The sequence below is a fragment of the Serpentinimonas maccroryi genome (assembly GCF_000828915.1).
Taxonomy (GTDB): domain Bacteria; phylum Pseudomonadota; class Gammaproteobacteria; order Burkholderiales; family Burkholderiaceae_C; genus Serpentinimonas; species Serpentinimonas maccroryi.
Genome location: NZ_AP014569.1, coordinates 1814609 through 1831498 on the forward strand (window position 1 = coordinate 1814609; position 16890 = coordinate 1831498).

Below are 16890 nucleotides of genomic sequence, written 5' to 3' on the forward strand. Positions count from 1 at the left end.
AAGACCGGCATTCTAGCCGGGGCGGTTTAGGGTGCTAAACAACGGGGTGCGGCCACGCAATGCGCTGGGTCTAGGGGGCCGATGTTAGCGCAAGTGGGCAGCGGGGCCAAATCAGGGCATCAGCATGCCGCCGTTGACGTGCAGCTCCTGCCCGGTGATGTAGCCCGCCTGTGCACTGGCCAAGAAGGCCACGGCCTGCGCCACGTCGGCCGGTTTGCCCAAGTGCCCGAGCGGAATCTGGCCCAGCAGCGCCTGCTGCTGCGCCTCGCTCAGGGCGGCGGTCATGTCGGTTTCAATGAAGCCCGGCGCCACGCAGTTGACCGTGATCTGGCGGCCGCCGAGCTCACGCGCCAGCGCGCGCGTCAGGCCCGCAACACCGGCCTTGGACGCGGCGTAGTTGGCCTGCCCGGCGTTGCCGCTGGCCCCGACCACGCTGGTGATGTTGACGATGCGGCCCCAGCGCTGCTTCATCATCGGGCGGATGACGGCGCGGCACAGGCGAAACACCGCCTTGAGGTTGGTGTCGAGCACCGCGTCCCAGTCTTCGTCCTTGAGGCGCATGGCGAGCGTGTCGCGCGTGATGCCGGCGTTGTTGACCAGCACGTGCAGGGCACCGTGTTCTTTGACGATGGCATCGATCAGGGCCTCGGCGGCGGCGGCGTCGTTGACGTCGAGCCGCACGCCGCGGCAACCGGGGTGCGCCGCCAGCGTTTGGCTGATTTTGGCGGCGCCGTCGTCGCTGGTGGCGCTGCCGATGACGCGGTAACCGCGCCGCGCCAACTCGAGCGCAATCGCCGCGCCGATGCCGCGCGTGGCCCCGGTGACGAGGGCGACTTGGGCGCTGCTGTGGCTGTTGGCGGTGCTCGGCGCGGCCGCTGGCACGGAGGCGGAGGGGGGGCTGTTGGTGGTTTCGCTCATGGGTTGTGTCGCTGCATGGGTGTGGGTGCGCGCGCTGGGCTCGGGCGCGCCGTCATGCCCGCTTGGCCCTTCAAACTATTTAGCCCAATTGGGCGCGCAACGCCGCCAGTGTAGCCGGGTCGTAGAGTGCGGCGCTGGCCAGTTCGGGGTCGATGCGCTTGACCAGCCCGGCCAGCACCTTGCCGGGGCCGCATTCGACCACCGTGCGCACGCCGCGCGCCTTGAGCGCCTGCACGCACTCGACCCAGCGCACCGGCCCAAAAGCCTGGCGGTACAGGGCGTCGCGGATGCGCTCGGGGGCGGTCTCGCAGGCCACGTCGATGTTGTTGAGCACCGGGATTTGCGGCGGCAAAAACGCCGTCTGCTCCAGCGCCACGCGCAGGCGCTCGGCCGCCGGGCGCATCAGGCTGGAATGGAACGGGGCCGACACCGGCAAGGGCAGCGCGCGCTTGGCGCCGCTGGTCTTGAGCAACTCGCAGGCGCGCTCCACCGCCGCCTTGCTGCCGGCAATCACGGTTTGCGCCGGGTCGTTGAAGTTGACCGCCTGCACCACCTCGGCGCTGCCTTGGCCAAAGCTGGCTTGGGCCTGCTCGCAGCCGGCGCGCACCTGTTCGGCGCCCAAGCCCAAGATGGCGGCCATGGCGCCGGCGCCCACCGGCACCGCGTCTTGCATGGCTTGAGCGCGCAGCCGCACCAGCGGCGCCGCCTGGGCCAGCGTGAGCACCCCGGCGGCCACCAGCGCCGCATACTCGCCCAGCGAATGGCCGGCGAGCGCCACCGGCGCCGCGCCACCCTCGGCGCGCCAGATGCGCCACGCCGCCACGCCGGCCACCAGCATCACCGGCTGGGTGTTGGTGGTCAGGGCCAGCGCCTCTTTGGGGCCGTGCTGGATGAGTTGCCCCACGTCCTCGCCCAAGGCCGCGCTGGCCTCTTGCAGGGTATCGGCCAGCACCGGGTGCGCCCCCCAAGCGTCGAGCATGCCCACCGACTGCGAGCCTTGGCCGGGGAAAACGAAAGCAAAATCAGACATATCTAGCGCTCCTTGCGGGCCCAGTTGGGCTGTCAATGGGTCTGGAATGGGGGCTGTGGGTGAGCCGTCGATGGGGGGCGAAATCCGTCGGGCATTGGTGGGCAAGCCATGGCCCCTACAGGCGCAACAACACCGCGCCCCAGGTGAAGCCACCGCCCACCCCTTCGAGCAGCAGCAACTGCCCCGGGCGCACCCGGCCCGAGCGCACCCCGTCATCCAGCGCCAGCGGGATCGAGGCGGCCGAGGTGTTGCCGTGCTCGTGCACGGTCACAATCACCTTGTCCATGCCCAGCTTGAGCTTGCGCGCCGTGCCCTGCATGATGCGGATGTTGGCCTGGTGCGGGATCAGCCAATCGACCGCGCTGGCCTCGATCCCGGCCTTGGCCAGCACGGCGCGGGCGGCCTCCTCCAGCACCCCGACAGCAAGCTTGAACACCGCCTGCCCGTCCATGCGCAGCAGCGGCGTGCCGCGCACTTGGCCGCCGGCCACGCTGCCGGGCACGCACAAAATGCCGCTGTGGCGGCCGTCGGCGTGCAGATCGCTGGCCAGCAGCGCCGGCCCGCTGCCGTCGTGGGTGCAGGCCTCGAGCAGCACCGCCCCGGCGCCGTCGCCAAACAGCACGCAGGTGCCGCGGTCGTTGAAATCGAGCAGGCGCGAGAACACCTCGGCCCCCACCACCAGCGCGCAGCGGGCGCTGCCGGTGCGGATGAGCGCGTCGGCCACCGTGAGCGCGTAGATGAAGCCGCTGCACACCGCCTGCACATCAAAGGCCGCCCCGCCCGCGGCGCCCGCCAAGCCTTGGGCCTGCGCGTGCTCGCTGAGCTTGCGCTGCAAGATCGTGGCGGTGGACGGAAACACCATGTCGGGCGTGGAAGTGGCGACGACGATCAGGTCCACATCCGCCACCTGGCGGCCCGCCGCCTGCAGCGCCTGCAAACAGGCTTGCAGCGCCAGATCGCTGGCCTCGCTGCCCTCATCGACAAAATGCCGGGCCCGGATGCCGGTGCGCTCGACGATCCATTCGTCGCTGGTTTCGATGCCGCGCGCGGCCAGTTCGGCCACCAAATCGGCGTTGCTCAAACGCCTGGGCGGCAGGTAGCTGCCGGTGCCGGTGATGCGGGTGTAGCGGATCATGGGCTGTGCAAGGTTGCTTGGGGGCCAGTGGGCGTAACCGGGCCTTATGCCGGACTGCCTAGACTTGCAGGACTAGGCGGCGCCAGCGGCGCGGCGGCAGCGATGCGCTCTTGCACCCGCTGCAGCAGTTGTTTGTCGGCGGCCTCGTAGGCGCGCCGCAGGGCCTGCTCGAACGCCATGGCGTCGGCCGAGCCGTGGCTTTTGAACACCAGCCCGCGCAGGCCCAGCAAGGCCGCGCCGTTGTAGCGCCGGTGATCGACCCGTTCTTTGAAGGAGGACAACACCGGCCACGCCAGCGCAGCGGCCAGCTGGCTGTACCAGCTGCGCGAGAATTCTTCGCGCACGAAACCGCCGATCATGCTCGCCAGCCCCTCGCTGGCCTTGAGCACCACGTTGCCCACGAAACCGTCGCAGACCACGATATCGACCGTGCCCTTGAACAGGTCGTTGCCTTCGACGTTGCCGTAAAAATTGAGGTCGCCGTGTTCGGCGGCACGGCGCAGCAGCACGCCGGCTTGCTTGATGACCTCGTTGCCCTTGATGACTTCTTCGCCGATATTGAGCAGCCCCACCGTGGGCGAGGCCTTGCCGCTGGCCGCCACCAGCGACGAACCCATGAGGGCAAATTGCAGCAGGTGTTCGGCGCTGCAATCCACGTTGGCGCCCAAGTCGAGCACGGTGGTGGCCGTGCCTTTGGCGTTGGGCATCTGCGAGGCGATCGCCGGGCGGTCGATGCCGTCGAGGGTTTTGAGCAGGTAGCGCGCAATCGCCATCAGGGCGCCGGTGTTGCCCGCCGAAACCGCCACCTGCGCCGCCCCGCTCTTGACCTGTTCGATGGCCACGCGCATGGAGGAATCGCGCTTGCGCCGCAGCGCCACCTCGACCGGGTCGTCCATGGCCACCACCTCGGAGGCGGGCACCACGGTGCAGCGGCTGGCGTCGAGCGCCGCCGGCAGCTGCGCCAAGGCTTGCGGCTGGCCGACCAGCAGCAAACGGGCTTGGGGGTGGCGCGCCAGAAACGCCGCACACCCCGCCAAGGTGGTGGCGGGGCCGTGGTCGCCCCCCATGCAATCGACCGCCAGCGTGATCACGATCGGCTGCCCCTTAGGCACGTGCATGCCGATAAAGCCCAGCCCAATCCCAGCGCTGGACTGCGCTCAGGCACTGGCTCGAGCGCGTGGGCCGACGCGGACAAGTGCGCAGGCGAGTACGCCGGGAAACGCGCAAGGACACCGGCAGGCGCAAGCCGGATCAAGCCTCGGACTTGTTCTTGAGCACCTGCCGGCCGCGGTAAAAACCGTTGGGGCTGACGTGGTGGCGCAGGTGCACCTCGCCCGTGGTGGGCTCGATCGCCATGCCCGGCACATTCAGGGCGTTGTGCGAGCGGTGCATACCGCGCTTGGAAGGCGATTTTTTGTTTTGCTGAACGGCCATGATCGGCTCCTGGAAAAAAGTGGGTGGACCTAGGAGCCCGCCCGATTTTGCGACGATGCACAGCGTTTGCGACCCTAGGCAGCTGCAGCCATTGCCTGCAGTCACCCTAGTCACCCGCGTGCGTAACCCTGCATTATAACGCCGAGTCTGCGCTGGGTTTGCGCTGCGCCAGCACCTTAAATGGGTTTGGCTGCGGCGGCTCTTCTGCTGGCGCGGCGGTGGCATCGGCGTAGCCCGGCAGCGCGCTGGGGCAGGCCGCGTGCATGGGCACCAGCGGCAGGGCCAGCAGCAGCTCGTCCTCGATCAGCCCGACCAAATCAAAACGCGGCTGCCAGACCAGCAGGTCTTCGGCGCTGGCGTCATCTTCAGCCAGGGCGCTGGCCTCGTCGGCCACGAAGCGAAACCAGCGCTCGTCTTGCAGCGGCTCTAGGTAGGGCTCGAGGCAGCGCTGGCAGCGCAGCGGCACCTGGGCGCTCCAGCGCAGCTGCAGCCACAACTGGCGCGGCGCGCTGCGCCCCGCAGCCGGCGCGGCCGCCGGGCTGGTGCGCCACTGGGCCAGCGCCTGCCACATGAGCGGCACCAGCGGGCTGGGCCAAACCGGCGCGTCGGCGCTCCAGCGCGGCAGAGCGGCCAGCGCCAGCTCGCCCTGCAGCGGCTGCGCGCTGTCGGCCAGGGCGCGCAGATCGAGGGCTTGGGGCCGGGGAACGGGTTGAGTCATGGGGCTGAAGGCTGGGGACTGCTGCGCAAGTGCCCGATTTTAAGTGGCCGTTTGCCGTGCCATACTTGCGCTCCATGAACATCGCCGACTTGCGCAAAAGCTACGAACGCGCCGCCCTGAGCGAGGACGACTCGCACCCCGACCCGCTGCAGCAGTTTGGCCGCTGGTTCGAGGAAGCCCTGAACAGCGAACTGCCCGAGCCCAACGCCATGACGCTGGCCACCGTGGGCAGCGACTTGCGCCCGAGCACGCGCGTGGTGCTGATCAAGGGCTACGACGCCGCTGGCTTGGTGTGGTACACCAACTACGACAGCCGCAAAGGACTAGAACTGGCCGGCAACCCGTGGGCGGCGCTGCAGTTTCACTGGACCGAGCTCGAGCGCGTGGTGCGCATCGAGGGCCGGGTGGAGCGCGTCAGCGCGGCCGAGAGCGACGCCTACTTCCAGACTCGGCCGCTGGAGCACCGCATCGGCGCCTGGGCCAGCGCGCAAAGCCGCGTGCTTTCCAGCCGCGCCGCGTTGGTGGCGCAAGCGCTCAAGGTCGGGGCCCAGTTTGTGCTGCAACCGCCGCGCCCGCCGCACTGGGGCGGCTACCGGCTGCGGCCAGACCGCTGGGAGTTCTGGCAGGGCCGCCCGAACCGCCTGCACGACCGGCTGCGCTACCGCCTCGAGGGCACCGCCTGGGTGCGCGAGCGCCTGTATCCCTGAGGGGCCAGACCGCCCAGCGCGCGGCTGGCCTAGAGCCGGATAGCCGCCAAGCCGCTTTGCTGCGCCTCACTGGCGCCAAAAGGCCCTACCCCAGCCTTTCGATGCGCTGCCCCGCCACCCGCTCCAGCGCGGCGGCGCTGACGCGCTCGGGCGCGATCTCGGCCAGCGGCCACAACACGAAGGCGCGCTCGTGCAAGCGCGGATGCGGCAGGGTGAGCCGTGCCGACTCGATGCGCGCCGCGCCGTATGCCAGCAGATCGAGGTCGAGCGTGCGCGGCGCGTTGCGGTAGGGGCGCGCGCGGCCGGCAGCCTGCTCGAGCGCTTGCAGCTCCTGCAGCAAGTCGGGGGCGCTCAGGTGCGTGTGCAATTCGGCCACGGCGTTGATGAAGTCGGCCCCTTCGGCCTGCCACGGCGCGCTGCGGTACAGGCTCGAGGCCCGCAGCAGCTGCGTGCGCGGCAAGCGCCCCAGCGCCTCGATGGCGGCCAGCACGCTGGCGCGGGCATCGCCCAGGTTGGCACCCAAGCCCACCCAGGCCGACACCGGGGGGCGCGCGGCGGTGGTGTGCATGGTGTTGATCATGGCGCGTGGGCGGGCATGGAGGGTCTGCGCTGCCGAGCGGAGGTTGATCGACGATTGAGCGGAGGCTAACAAGCAGGGACTGAGCAGGCGCTGGGCGGCAGCGGCGCTTCAGTCCGCGCTGGAATCGGCGGCGCGTGCTCCGCCACCGCCACCGCCACCACCGCCACCACCGCCACCACCGCCACCTTCGCCACCCGCACCAGCACCAGCACCCGCACCACCCCCAGCAGGTTTGCGTCGGCGCCGGCGTTTGCGTGCGGGGGCGGCATCGGCTGCACCGCCTTCGCTGCCCACGGCCGCGCCGTGCTCGGCCTCGCCCAGCTCGGGCTGATTGGGGTCGAGCTCGGGCCGGGTTTCGTCTGCCGTGCTGCGCGGCGCCCTGGGCGCTTTGGCGCGCCCCGTGCCCTTGGCCGGCGCCCGGTTGCGCTGCTGCTCGAGCCGCAGCGCCTCGAGCATGTCGCGCCGCACCGCTTCGTTGGCCAAGCTGAAGGTCTCCCACCAGTGCGAGAGCTCCTCGTCGATCTCGCCCACTTGGGCGCGCAGGCGCAAAAAATCAAAGCCGGCGCGAAAGCGCGGCTGCTCGACCAGGGCAAACGGGGCCTGGCCGCTGCGCTTGTCGAAACGCGGCTGCATGAGCCAGATTTCGCGCATATCGGCCGCCAGCTTGCCGCGCCCCGACACATCGCCGATGCGCGCATCGAAGGCCTCATCCACCGCCTCTTGCAGCGCCGCGAAGGGGCTGCTGCCGGCCTGCTGGCGCCGCCCCCAGCCTTCGCGCACATCGCTCCACAGCACGCAGGCCAGCAAAAAGCTTGGCACCACCGATTTTTCTTCGGCCACGCGCCGATCCGTGTCTTGCAGCGCGGCGCGCACAAAGGGGTCGTGGGCGCGCTCCACCACCACGTCGAGCAAGGGGTAGATGCCCTGCCCCAGCCCGAGCGCCTGCAGCTGCTCGAGGCTGGCTAGGGCGTGGCCGGTTTGCAGCAATTTGAGCATTTCGTCGAACAAGCGGCTGGGCGGCACCTCGGCCAGCAGCGGCAGGCTGGGGCGCAGAGGGGCGCGGGTTTTGCTGTCGAAGTGAAACCCCAGGCCGCTGAGCTTGGCGGCAAAGCGCACGGCGCGGATGATGCGCACCGGGTCTTCGCGGTAGCGCGTGGCCGGGTCGCCGATCAGGCGCAGCACGCGCTTTTTGGCGTCGCGGATGCCGTGGTGAAAATCCACCACCACCTCGGTCTCGGGGTCGTAATAGAGCGCGTTGACGCTGAAGTCGCGCCGCGCCGCGTCCTGCTCCAGCGTGCCCCAGACGTTGTCGCGCAGCACCCGGCCGCTGGCATCGACGGCGTGCCCAACCCCGACCAGCGCCGCCTTCTGGCTGCGCTCGTTGCCGCTGATCTGCTCGGCGTCGGCGCTGTCGAGGTAGGCGCGCAGGGTCGAGACCTCGATCACCTCGTGCTCGCGCCCGCGCCCAAACACCACGTGCACGATGCGAAAGCGGCGCCCGATGATGAAGGCGCGGCGAAACAAGGACTTGACCTGCTCCGGCGTGGCGCTGGTGGCGACGTCGAAATCTTTGGGGCGCAAGCCCAGCAGCAAATCGCGCACGGCCCCGCCCACGATGTAGGCCTCATGGCCGGCGCGCTTGAGGGTGTGCAGCACATCGAGCGCGCGGCCATCGACCAGCGAGGGGTCGATGCCGTGCACCGCCACCGGCACGTCTTCGCGCTTGCCAAAGGGGGTGGCGCTGGCCTTGCGCGTTTTGCCCAGTAAGCGGTTGATAAAAGAGGTGATCATGCCGGTGCGGTATCAAATAGGTCGAGAATAGGCCAGCCGCGTTGTTGCGCCAGCGCGCGCAAGCCAGCCGAAGGGTTGGTGGCCACCGGCACGTCGGCTTTTTCGAGCAAGGGCAGGTCGTTGAGGGAGTCGGAATAAAACGTGGTGTGCACCTGGCCCCAGCCCAAGCCGCGCGCGGCCAGCCATTGCTCTAGGCGCTGCACCTTGCCTTCGCGAAACGAGGGCGTGCCCGCGATCTCGCCACTGTACCAGCCATCGGGGCCGCGCGCCAGTTCGACCGCCAGCAGTTCGTCGATGCCGAACGCGTGCGCGATCGGGCGCGTGACGAACTCGTTGGTGGCGGTGATGATGAGCAGCGCGTCGCCGGCGCGGCGGTGGCGCTCGATCAGCTCGAATGCGGCGGGCCGCAGCTGCGGCGTGATCACTTCGCGCATGTATTGTTGGTGCGCGGCGGCGGCGGCCTGCGCACCGCGCTCGCGCACGGCGGCGGTGCTGAAGCGCACGTAGTCGTGAATGTCGAGCGCGCCGGCTTGGTACTGGGCAAAAAATTCGTCGTTGCGGCGCGTGAAGGTTTCGGCGTCGGTCCAGCCGATGCGGGTGGTGAACTGGCCCCAGGCGTGGTCAGAGTCCAGTGGCAGCAAGGTGTGGTCGAGGTCAAATAGGGCCAGCTTCATGGGAGGGGGCGTTGGTGGTGGGCTTGCGAATGGGTGCTTGAATATGGGGCTGGGTTGGGCCGCTCATGCGTGCTCATCGAGCATGGCCTTGAGCAAGGGGATGCTCAGCGGCCGCTGGGTGCGCAGGGCGTAGCCGTCGAGCCGCTCGAGCAGCGCCATCAGGCTTCCGAGCTCGCGCGCAAAGCGGTTGAGCATGAAATCGAGCAGCTCGTCGGGCACCAAGAGCCCGCGCACGCTGGCGGCTTGGCGCAGCACGCGGCGGCGCTCGGCGTCGCTCAACACCGGCAATTGGAACACATGGCCCCACGCCAGCCGGGTGCGCAGGTCGGGGCGCAGCTCGAGGTCAGCCGGCGGCCGGTCGGCGGCGGCCAGCACCCAGCGCGCGCGGCCGTCGGCGGGCGTGAGCGCGTTGATGCACCAGTTGAAGGCCAGCGCCTGCTGCGCGCTGCCGTAGTGCTGGCAGTCGTCGAGCAGCACGGCGCTCCAGCTCTCATCAAAATCGGGCAGCACCTGGGAGCTGGCGTCGAGCCAGCCCACCGCCAACCCCTGCTGCTGCAGCGCCAGCCGCACCGCGTGCAGCAGGTGCGTTTTGCCGGTGCCGGGCGCGCCCCAAATAAAAGTGGGCACGGTGGCGCGCTGCGGCTGCGCCAGCAGCTGACGCAGGTGCGCCAAGGCCGGCTGCTCGGTGTCGAGGTCGGTGAGGAAATTGTCGAGCGCGGGTGGCGCGGCCAGCCCCAAATCGAGCACCAGTTGCTGCATCGTGGCTCAGGTGGGCGGGTTCCCGGGGGCGTGCGCAACGGGCGGGGTCGCCAAGGCCGGCCCTGTGGCGGGGGCGGCATCAGCGAAAGCGGCAGGCGCAGGCACCCGCTCCATGCCGTCGGTGTAGAGCGCGCTGCTTTGGTACAGCGCCTGCAAGCGGCGCAGCGCCACCACCAGCACCGCGCTCACCGGCAGCGCGATCAGCACCCCGATAAAACCAAACAGGTGCCCAAAGGCCATCAGGGCAAAAATCACGGCGATCGGGTGCATACCGATGCGCCCGCCCAGCAGGCGCGGCGTCAGGAACATGCTCTCTAGGGTCTGACCCAGCATAAAGACGGCGCCCACCAGCAACACCCCCCACAGATCACCAAACTGCAGCAGCGCTGCCAGCAGGCCCAGCACCATCCCGACGCCAAAGCCGAGGAAGGGCACGAACATCGCCAAGCCGGTAAAGACACCTATGGGCAGCGCCAGATCGAGCCCGACCAGCATCAGGCCGACGGTAAAAAACACCGCCATGCTGCTCATGACCAGCAGTTGGCCGCGCAGGTACTGCCCCAGCACCTGGTCGGTCTCGTCCAGAAAACGCTGCGTCGGGGCGCGCCAGCGCGGTGGCACCAGCAGCTTGGTGTTTTCAACCAGCCAGTCCCAGTCCAGCAACAGGTAATAGGCGGCAATCGGGGTGAGCACCAGAAAACCCAGCGCCGCCAGCAAGACGCTGCCGCCGATGCGCAACGACGACAACAGGTACTCGATCCACTGCCCCTCCTCGCCGCTGATGAGCCGCTGCAGCAGCTCGCGCACCATCGCCACGTCGATCTGCGCGTTCAGCCCAAAACGCGCGGCCAAAGGGCCGATCCAAGCGTTGAAATTTTCCAGCAGCAGCGGAATCTGGTCGCGCAGCAGCGGCACCTGGTGCGTGATCACGGGCACGATCAGCAGCATCACCGCCAGCAGCACCAGCAGCAGCAACGTGAGCGCCAGCCCGGCCCCGACCCAGCGCGGCACCCCGCGCCCATGCAGGCGCTCCACCGCCGGGTGCAGGGCGTAGGCCAGCACCGCCGCGACCAAAAAGGGCATCAGCACCGGGGCCAGCAGATCCAGCAGCAGCCACGCCACCACGGCCAAGCTGAGCCAGGCGAGCACGCGCAACTGCGCAGGGGTGAGCAACATCGGAGGGGCAGACAAGGTGGGAAGGCAGGCCGGTAAAATCAACACATTCTATAGTGCCCACATCACATGACCACGACACCCCTCTCCTACAAAGACGCCGGCGTTGACATCGAGGCCGGCGACGCGCTGGTCGAGCGCATCAAGCCCTTGGCCAAAAAAACCCTGCGCGAAGGCGTGCTGGCGGGCATCGGCGGCTTTGGCGCGCTGTTTGAAGTGCCCAAGCGCTACCGCGAACCGGTGCTGGTCTCGGGCACCGACGGCGTGGGCACCAAGCTCAAGCTGGCCTTCGAGTGGCAGCTGCACGACACGGTGGGCATCGACCTCGTGGCCATGAGCGTCAACGACGTGCTGGTGCAAGGCGCCGAGCCGCTGTTTTTCCTCGACTACTTTGCCTGCGGCAAGCTGGATGTCGATACCGCGGCGGCGGTGGTGGGCGGCATCGCGCGCGGCTGCGAACTGGCGGGCTGCGCCCTGATCGGCGGTGAGACCGCCGAAATGCCGGGCATGTACCCGGCGGGCGAGTACGATCTGGCCGGTTTTTGCGTCGGGGCGGTGGAAAAAGCGCGCATCCTCACCGGACAGACCGTGGCCAGCGGCGACGCGGTGCTGGGCCTGGCCTCCAGCGGCGTGCACTCGAATGGCTTTTCGCTGCTGCGCAAGTGCCTCGAGCGCGAGGCCTCCAAGCTGCCCGCCACCCTCGACGGCCAGCCGCTGCGCCAAGCCATCATGGCGCCCACGCGCATCTACGTGCGCAGCGTGTTGCAGGCGCTGGCGCAGCACCCCTTCGATGCGCCAGCGGGCGGCATCAAGGCGCTGGCGCACATCACCGGCGGCGGTTTGCTGGAAAACATTCCGCGCGTGCTGCCCGATCACTTGGCAGCCGAACTGGTGTCGGGCAGCTGGCCGCAGAGCGAGCTCTTTGCCTGGCTGCAGCGCAGCGCCGGCATCGACGATTTCGAGATGAACCGCACCTTCAACAACGGCATCGGCATGGTGCTGGTGGTCGATGCCGCCGCCGCCGACGCGGTGGCCGCCACCTTGCGCGCCCAAGGTGAAACGGTGTACGCCATCGGCCAGATCGCGGCGCGCGGCACCGGGGCGGCGGTGCGGGTGGGCTAACCCCAAACCGCAGCAAACCGCAGCGGCGCGGCTCCCGGCTACATCCGCACCAGCCGCTTGAGCTTCACCCCAGCCAGCAGCAGGGTGCCAAAATAGACCAGCGCCGCGCCCACCATCAGCCCGAGCATGGCCAGCAGGCGTTGCCACACCACCACATCCTCGTGCAGCCAGTCAAACTGGCTGCTGCCCCACAGCAAAAACAGCGCCAGCAGCGCGCTGGCGGCCAGCACCTGCAGCGCCAGCACCAGCCAGCCCGGCTGCGGTTGGTAGGAACCGCGGCGCAGCAGCCCGATCAGCAGCCAGCCGGCGTTGATCAGGGCCCCCAGCCCGATGGCCAGCGCCAGCCCGGCGTGCGCCATGGTGGGCACCAGCAGCAGGTTGAACACCTGCGTCAGCACCAGCACCACGATGGCGATGCGCACCGGGGTTTTGATGTCTTGCTTGGCGTAAAAGGCCGGGGCCAGAATCTTGATCGCAATCAGCCCCACCAGCCCCACGCCGTAGCCCATCAGGGCCAGCGCGGTCTGGCGCACATCAAAGGCCGTAAAGGCGCCGTAATGAAACAGCACCGCCACCAGCGGCACGGCGATGGTCAGCAGCGCCACCGCGCTGGGCACGGCCAGCACCAGCACCAGCCGCAGGCCCCAGTCGAGCATCTGGCTGTAGCGCGTCGGGTCGGCGGCGGCGCTGGCGGCCGCCAGTTGCGGCAGCAGCACCACGCCCAGCGCCACCCCCAGCAGCGCGGTCGGGAACTCCATCAGCCGGTCGGCAAAGGTGAGCCAGCTCACGCTGCCGGTGGCCAGGTGCGAAGCGATCTGGGTGTTGATGAGCAGCGAAATCTGCGCCACGCTCACCCCCAGCAGCGCTGGCAGCATGAGCGTGAGGATGCGCTGCGTGCCCGGGTGCTGCCAGGCCGCGCGCACCTTGGACCAGCGCAGTGCCACGCGCGGCAGCAGCCCCAGGCGCTTGAGGGCTGCCAGCTGCACCGCCAGCTGCAAGGTGCCGCCGAGCAACACGCCACCGGCCAGCGCCATGATCGGCTCGATGCCCATCGATTCAAACCACGGCGCGCCCCAAGCCGCCGCTAGGATCAGCCCGACATTGAGCAGCACCGGCGTGGCCGCCGGCACGGCAAAGCGCTTCCAGGTGTTGAGCACCCCGGCCGCCAGCGCCACCAGCGACATGAAGCCGATGTAGGGGAACATCCAGCGCGTCAGCGCCACCGTCACGTCAAAGGTGTAGGGGTCGCGCGCCAGCCCGGAGGCCATGGCCCACACCAGCAGCGGTGCCGCCAGCACGCCCACGATGCAAGTCAGCGTCAGCGCCCAAGCCAGCACCGTGGCCACGCGGTCGATCAGGTCTTTGGTGGCCTCATCGCCCTCTTGCGCGCGGGTGGCGGCCAGCACCGGCACAAACGCCTGGCTGAAGGCGCCTTCGGCAAACAGGCGCCGCAGCAGGTTGGGAATGCGAAAGGCGACGTTGAAAGCGTCGGTCATGGCGCTCACGCCAAAGGTGGCGGCGATGAGCAGATCGCGCACCAAACCGCTGATGCGCGACAGCAGGGTGAGCAGCGAGACGACTGAGGCGGATTTAAAGAGCGACACAGCGCGAGTGTAGCCTTGGCACTAGAATGAATTGCTCCCACGATCGCTGCGCTCGCCACCCCTCGAGGGGATGCGCGGGTGACTACGGGCGGTCGGGCGCTTATAAAATGATTCTTATGCCGATTTTCAACGCCGACCTGCACTGCCACTCCACCGTTTCCGACGGCACCCTCACGCCCGAGGTGCTGGCGGCGCGCGCCAAAGCCAACGGGGTCGAGCTCTGGGCCCTGACCGACCACGACGAAGTGAGCGGCCAGCAGCGCGCCATCGACGCCGCGCGCGCCTTGGCGCTGCCCTACCTCACCGGCACCGAGATCTCGGTCAGCTTTTTCGAGCTCACGGTGCACATCGTCGGGCTCGGTTTTGACCACACCCACCCGGCACTGCTGCAGGGCCTGGAGCGCACGCGCAGCGGCCGCAGCGAGCGCGCACTAGAAATGGCGCAGCAGTTGCGCCTGGTCGGCATCCCCGGTGTCTTCGAGGGGGCGCTCAAATACGTCAGCAACCCGGAGCTGATTTCGCGCGCCCATTTTGCGCGCTACCTGGTCGAGGCCGGGGTGTGCAAAGACGTGCAAGAGGTGTTTCGCAAATACCTCACCGACGGCAAACCCGGCTTCGTGCCACACCGCTGGGCCAGCTTGGGCGACGCGGTGCGCTGGATCGTCGAGGCCGGCGGCGTGGCGGTGATCGCGCACCCGGCGCGCTACAACCACCCCAACGCCACCCAAGAGTACGCGCTGTTCAGCGAATTCAAGGCCCATGGCGGGCAAGCGGTGGAGGTGCTCACCGGCAGCCACAGCAGCGCCGAAGCGGCCCAGTACGCCGAGATGGCGCTCGAGTTTGGCCTTGCGGCCTCGCGCGGCTCCGACTTTCACAGCCCCGGCGAGAGCCACTGCGAGCTCGGCGCCCTGCCCACGCTCGACGCGCGCTTGCAGCCGGTGTGGGATTTGCTGGCACACCGTGTCCACTGAAGCCGCGCGCTTGGTGCAGCCACGCGCGCTGCTGGGCATTGCCTTTGTGGTGCTGGCGGTGGCCTGCTTTGCGGCGCTGGATGCCACCGTCAAGCTGCTGGGTGCCAGCATCTCGGTGCTCATGGTGGTGTGGTTTCGCTACACCTTTCAGGCGCTGGTCATGGCCGCGGTGGTGCTGCCCACGCGCGGCTGGCGTTCGCTGGCCACGCGCCAGCCGCTGCTGCACGCGCTGCGCGGGCTGCTGCTGCTGGCGGTGAGCACGCTGAGCTTTGTCAGCGTGCAGCACATGCCGCTGGGCGAGTTCACCGCCATGATCATGCTCACGCCGCTGGTGGTGACGCTGCTGGCGGCCGTGTTTTTGCGCGAAGCCGTGAGCCGCCTGCGCTGGCTGCTGGTCTGGGGCGGGTTTGCTGGGGCCTTGCTCATCATCCAGCCCACCGGGGCCGCGTTGGGCTGGTTTGTGCTGGTGCCGCTGCTCATGGTGCTGCTGTACGCCGCGTTCCAGATTTTGACCAGCCGCATGGCGCGCAGCGAAGACGCCATGACCATGCACTGCTACACCGGCTGGACCGGGGCCGCGCTGATGACGCTGGCCCTGCCCTGGGTCTGGCAGACCATCCCCGACTTGCGCACGCTGGCGCTGCTGTGCCTGGCGGGGCTGTGCGGCACCGTGGGGCATTTTTTGTTCATCCAGGCTTTTGCGCGCGCGCCGGCCTCTACCCTAGCCCCCTACATGTATCTGCAAGTGGGCTTTGCGCTGCTGCTGGGCTGGCTGCTGTTTGGCCACCTGCCGGGGCTGTGGGCCTGGGTGGGCATGGGTCTGATCGTGCTCTGCGGCGCCACCTTGGTCTGGCTCACGGCGCGCCAACCCAAAATCGACTGATTTTTACCCTGTACGCATGTCGCAGTATTTTCAACTCCACCCCGACAATCCGCAGCCGCGCCTGCTCAAGCAAGCGGTGCAGGCGCTGCACCAGGGCGGCGTGCTGGCGCTGCCCACCGACTCCAGCTACGCGCTGGTCTGCCACCTCGACGACAAAGACGCGGTCGAGCGCCTGCGCCGCATCCGCGGCGTCGATGCCAAGCACCCGCTCACGCTGCTGTGCCGCGACCTGTCTGAGCTGGCCAGCTACGCACGCGTGAGCAACGCCCAGTTTCGCCTGCTCAAACTCGGCACCCCCGGCCCCTACACCTTCGTGCTCGAGGCCAGCAAAGAGGTGCCGCGGCGCCTGAGCCACCCGGCGCGCAAAACCATCGGGCTGCGCGTGCCGGCGCACAAGGTGCTGCAAGCGCTGCTGGAACTGCACGGCGCGCCGCTGCTGGGCACCACCCTGATCGAGCCCGGCGCCAGCGAGCCCCTGAACGATGCGAACGAAATCCGCCAGCGCCTCGAGCACAGCCTGGCCGCCGTGATCGACGCCGGCGCCTGTGCGCTGGAGCCCACCACCGTGCTCGACCTCACGCCCATGGCCCAGGGCGAGGCGCCGCAGCTGCTGCGCCAGGGCCAAGGCAGCTTGGCCGCGCTCGGGTTGTAAGCCCCACCGAGCCCATACGCCGCACCGCTGCACTGCTGAGACAATACACCCCATGGACATCGCCGCCCTGCTGCAAACCATCGCCGTCTTTGCGCTGCCGGTGTTGTTTGCCATCACCATCCACGAGGCCGCGCACGGCTACGCGGCGCGCTACTTTGGCGACCCCACGGCCTGGATGCTGGGGCGCATCACGCTCAACCCGGCCAAGCACATCGACCCGCTGGGCACCATCGCGCTGCCGCTGCTGCTGCTGTTTGCCACCAGCGGCGCTTTTTTGTTTGGCTACGCCAAGCCGGTGCCGGTGAATGCCGCGCGCCTGCGCCGCCCCAAAACCGATATGGTCTGGGTGGCGCTGGCCGGCCCGGCCTCCAACGTGGTGCAGGCGCTGCTGTGGGTGATCTTTGGCTACCTGCTGCTGGCGCTGGGCATCCACGAGCCGTTTTTGCTCGAAATGTCGCAAGCCGGGCTGCTGGTCAATCTGGTGCTGTTTGTGCTCAACATGCTGCCGCTGCCGCCGCTGGATGGCGGGCGCATCTTGGTCGGGCTGCTGCCCGCGCAACCGGCGCAAGCCGTCGCGCGCATCGAACCCTTTGGCTTCATCATCGTGCTGGTGCTGCTGTTCACCGGTTTGCTGGGCACCTACTGGCTGCGCCCGCTGATGGCGCTTTCGGCCGACCTGATCCAAACCGTGCTCACGCCGCTGCGCTGGCTGCTGCTGTAGATTTATCCCCTTTTTGGT

General features: G+C 68.7%; 18 protein-coding genes. 6 read left to right on the plus strand and 12 right to left on the minus strand.

Translation table 11 applies throughout. The features are described 5' to 3' along the window. Positions 1–111: 111 nt before the first annotated feature. The 6 genes from fabG to SMCB_RS08405 form a co-directional block, all read right to left on the minus strand. Positions 112–918, minus strand: a complete 807-nt coding sequence (gene fabG, locus SMCB_RS08380; RefSeq protein WP_045536266.1) for a 3-oxoacyl-ACP reductase FabG — start codon at positions 916–918, stop codon at positions 112–114. Between the two features lie 79 nt (positions 919–997). Beyond that, on the minus strand, positions 998–1948 hold the full coding sequence (fabD, locus tag SMCB_RS08385) for an ACP S-malonyltransferase (protein WP_045536268.1): 951 nt from the start codon (positions 1946–1948) through the stop codon (positions 998–1000). Positions 1949–2063: 115 nt separating this feature from the next. Continuing rightward, the gene (locus SMCB_RS08390; RefSeq protein WP_045536270.1) at positions 2064–3083 is read right to left on the minus strand and encodes a beta-ketoacyl-ACP synthase III; all 1020 of its coding nucleotides are present in this window, start codon (positions 3081–3083) and stop codon (positions 2064–2066) included. A gap of 44 nt (positions 3084–3127) precedes the next feature. Next, on the minus strand, positions 3128–4174 hold the full coding sequence (gene plsX / locus SMCB_RS08395; protein WP_045537900.1) for a phosphate acyltransferase PlsX: 1047 nt from the start codon (positions 4172–4174) through the stop codon (positions 3128–3130). A gap of 160 nt (positions 4175–4334) precedes the next feature. Continuing rightward, complete coding sequence (rpmF, locus tag SMCB_RS08400; protein WP_045536272.1) at positions 4335–4517, minus strand: 50S ribosomal protein L32; 183 nt, start codon at positions 4515–4517, stop codon at positions 4335–4337. Between the two features lie 133 nt (positions 4518–4650). Then, positions 4651–5235: a YceD family protein gene (locus SMCB_RS08405; protein WP_045536274.1), complete on the minus strand. Its 585-nt coding sequence runs from the start codon at positions 5233–5235 to the stop codon at positions 4651–4653. A 74-nt stretch (positions 5236–5309) separates the two neighbouring features. Between SMCB_RS08405 and pdxH the strand changes: the two genes are divergently transcribed. Beyond that, positions 5310–5942, plus strand: coding sequence for a pyridoxamine 5'-phosphate oxidase (pdxH, locus tag SMCB_RS08410; RefSeq protein WP_045536276.1), 633 nt, complete (start codon positions 5310–5312; stop codon positions 5940–5942). A gap of 85 nt (positions 5943–6027) precedes the next feature. On the opposite strand, the gene folK is transcribed toward pdxH, so the two are convergent. The 5 genes from folK to SMCB_RS08435 all read right to left on the minus strand — a co-directional run bounded on the left by folK (position 6028) and on the right by SMCB_RS08435 (position 10922). Beyond that, complete coding sequence (folK, locus tag SMCB_RS08415) at positions 6028–6522, minus strand: 2-amino-4-hydroxy-6-hydroxymethyldihydropteridine diphosphokinase (RefSeq protein WP_045536278.1); 495 nt, start codon at positions 6520–6522, stop codon at positions 6028–6030. A gap of 108 nt (positions 6523–6630) precedes the next feature. After that, positions 6631–8313, minus strand: coding sequence for a polynucleotide adenylyltransferase PcnB (gene pcnB / locus SMCB_RS08420; protein WP_045536280.1), 1683 nt, complete (start codon positions 8311–8313; stop codon positions 6631–6633). After that, a complete protein-coding gene (locus SMCB_RS08425; protein ID WP_045536282.1) occupies positions 8310–8987 on the minus strand; it encodes a histidinol-phosphatase in 678 nt (225 codons plus the stop codon). The genes pcnB and SMCB_RS08425 overlap by 4 nt, the downstream gene beginning before the upstream one ends. Before the next feature lie 63 nt (positions 8988–9050). Then, positions 9051–9746 (minus strand): DnaA regulatory inactivator Hda, encoded by a 696-nt coding sequence (gene hda / locus SMCB_RS08430; RefSeq protein WP_045536284.1) that lies wholly within the window; start codon positions 9744–9746, stop codon positions 9051–9053. 6 nt (positions 9747–9752) lie between these two features. Then, a complete protein-coding gene (locus SMCB_RS08435) occupies positions 9753–10922 on the minus strand; it encodes an AI-2E family transporter (RefSeq protein ID WP_082027319.1) in 1170 nt (389 codons plus the stop codon). 66 nt (positions 10923–10988) lie between these two features. Between SMCB_RS08435 and purM the strand changes: the two genes are divergently transcribed. Then, complete coding sequence (purM, locus tag SMCB_RS08440; protein WP_045536286.1) at positions 10989–12041, plus strand: phosphoribosylformylglycinamidine cyclo-ligase; 1053 nt, start codon at positions 10989–10991, stop codon at positions 12039–12041. 38 nt (positions 12042–12079) lie between these two features. On the opposite strand, the gene murJ is transcribed toward purM, so the two are convergent. Beyond that, positions 12080–13645 (minus strand): murein biosynthesis integral membrane protein MurJ, encoded by a 1566-nt coding sequence (murJ, locus tag SMCB_RS08445; protein ID WP_045536288.1) that lies wholly within the window; start codon positions 13643–13645, stop codon positions 12080–12082. Between the two features lie 116 nt (positions 13646–13761). Here murJ and SMCB_RS08450 point away from each other — a divergent pair, with 116 nt between their 5' ends. The 4 genes from SMCB_RS08450 to SMCB_RS08465 are packed head-to-tail and all read left to right on the plus strand — an operon-like array spanning position 13762 to position 16872. Next, positions 13762–14616 (plus strand): 3',5'-nucleoside bisphosphate phosphatase, encoded by an 855-nt coding sequence (locus SMCB_RS08450; RefSeq protein WP_082027320.1) that lies wholly within the window; start codon positions 13762–13764, stop codon positions 14614–14616. Beyond that, on the plus strand, positions 14606–15499 hold the full coding sequence (locus SMCB_RS08455) for a DMT family transporter (protein ID WP_231851187.1): 894 nt from the start codon (positions 14606–14608) through the stop codon (positions 15497–15499). The genes SMCB_RS08450 and SMCB_RS08455 overlap by 11 nt, the downstream gene beginning before the upstream one ends. Before the next feature lie 16 nt (positions 15500–15515). Continuing rightward, positions 15516–16151 carry an L-threonylcarbamoyladenylate synthase gene (locus SMCB_RS08460; protein ID WP_045536292.1) on the plus strand — a complete coding sequence of 212 codons (636 nt, stop codon included), beginning with the start codon at positions 15516–15518 and terminating at the stop codon, positions 16149–16151. Between the two features lie 52 nt (positions 16152–16203). Then, positions 16204–16872 carry a site-2 protease family protein gene (locus SMCB_RS08465; RefSeq protein WP_034114573.1) on the plus strand — a complete coding sequence of 223 codons (669 nt, stop codon included), beginning with the start codon at positions 16204–16206 and terminating at the stop codon, positions 16870–16872. Positions 16873–16890 lie beyond the last annotated feature (18 nt).